Below are 1,036 nucleotides of genomic sequence, written 5' to 3' on the forward strand. Positions count from 1 at the left end.
ACGGAAAGCGAGCGATAAGCTTCGGAAAATACGATTTCTAACCTTTCTTATTGCCCATATTGCTGGATGGCGATGGTGACTTTGTAGCTCGCGAACTCGCTGATGTCGTTCAAAAAACCGTCCAGTTCCTGATGCGTTGGGAAATGGCATTCGATTAAATAGCAGCCTTCGCCGCTCGTCTTGAAATAACGGCTGACAGTGTCCTGCCGGCGATCCAGTTCGTCGAGAAACTTCTGATGGCGAGGCTCATGCATGATGGCCGTAACAAAAGCATGGACGATGTAGCCGAGTTTTTCTTTCGGCACACGGATCGTATAGCCATCGATAATCCCTGCCTCCTCCAATTTCAAGACGCGCGCAGCGGTCGCCTGACCGGTCAAATGCACTTTCTCGCCAAGCTCTTTCATCGTCATGCGGCCACTCTGGGAAAGTTCACGCAAGATAAGTTGATCTGTCGGATCCATTGCCAGGTCAATTCCTTTCATTAATCAAGTGAAAACATCAAAAGACCTTCACGAGGCCATCGTCTCTATCGTGAGTTTCAGTATATACTAGGGTCACACCTCACGAAAGGAGTTCGAATCATGAAAATCGAACAAATCCGCAACGCCACTTTACGCATCCAATACGCAGGCAAGCATTTCCTCGTCGACCCGTTTCTTGGCGACAAAGGAAGCTACCCGCCATTCCCGAATTCCGCACGCCAAGATCAAAACAATCCTTTGTCGGAATTACCGGTTTCAAAAGAACAGCTCGTCGAAGGCATCGATGCGCTCATCATCACCCATCTTCATATGGACCATTACGATGAAGCGGCCAAAGAATTCTTGCCAAAACACTTGCCACTCTTCAGCCAAAACGAGGAAGACGCACAAGTGCTCCGTAACGACGGCTTCACGAATGTCAATGTCCTCGGTGAAGATACGAGCTACGAAGGCATTTCCCTAATCAAGACGCAAGGCGAACACGGGCGCGGCGAAATCCTGAAAATGGCAGGACTAGTGTGCGGCGTTGTCTTTAAACACGAAGATGAAAA

General features: G+C 49.0%; 2 protein-coding genes. One reads left to right on the forward strand and one right to left on the reverse strand.

Annotated elements, in window-relative coordinates; translation table 11 throughout:
• Positions 1–47: 47 nt before the first annotated feature.
• Positions 48–464 (reverse strand): Lrp/AsnC family transcriptional regulator, encoded by a 417-nt coding sequence (locus ON064_RS18345; protein WP_274625889.1) that lies wholly within the window; start codon positions 462–464, stop codon positions 48–50.
• Positions 465–584: 120 nt separating this feature from the next.
• Here ON064_RS18345 and ON064_RS18350 point away from each other — a divergent pair.
• Positions 585–1,036: MBL fold metallo-hydrolase (locus ON064_RS18350; protein WP_274625890.1), on the forward strand; the 452-nt coding region annotated here is incomplete at its 3' end.

This window comes from Planococcus sp. A6, from assembly GCF_028823615.1.
Taxonomy (GTDB): domain Bacteria; phylum Bacillota; class Bacilli; order Bacillales_A; family Planococcaceae; genus Planococcus.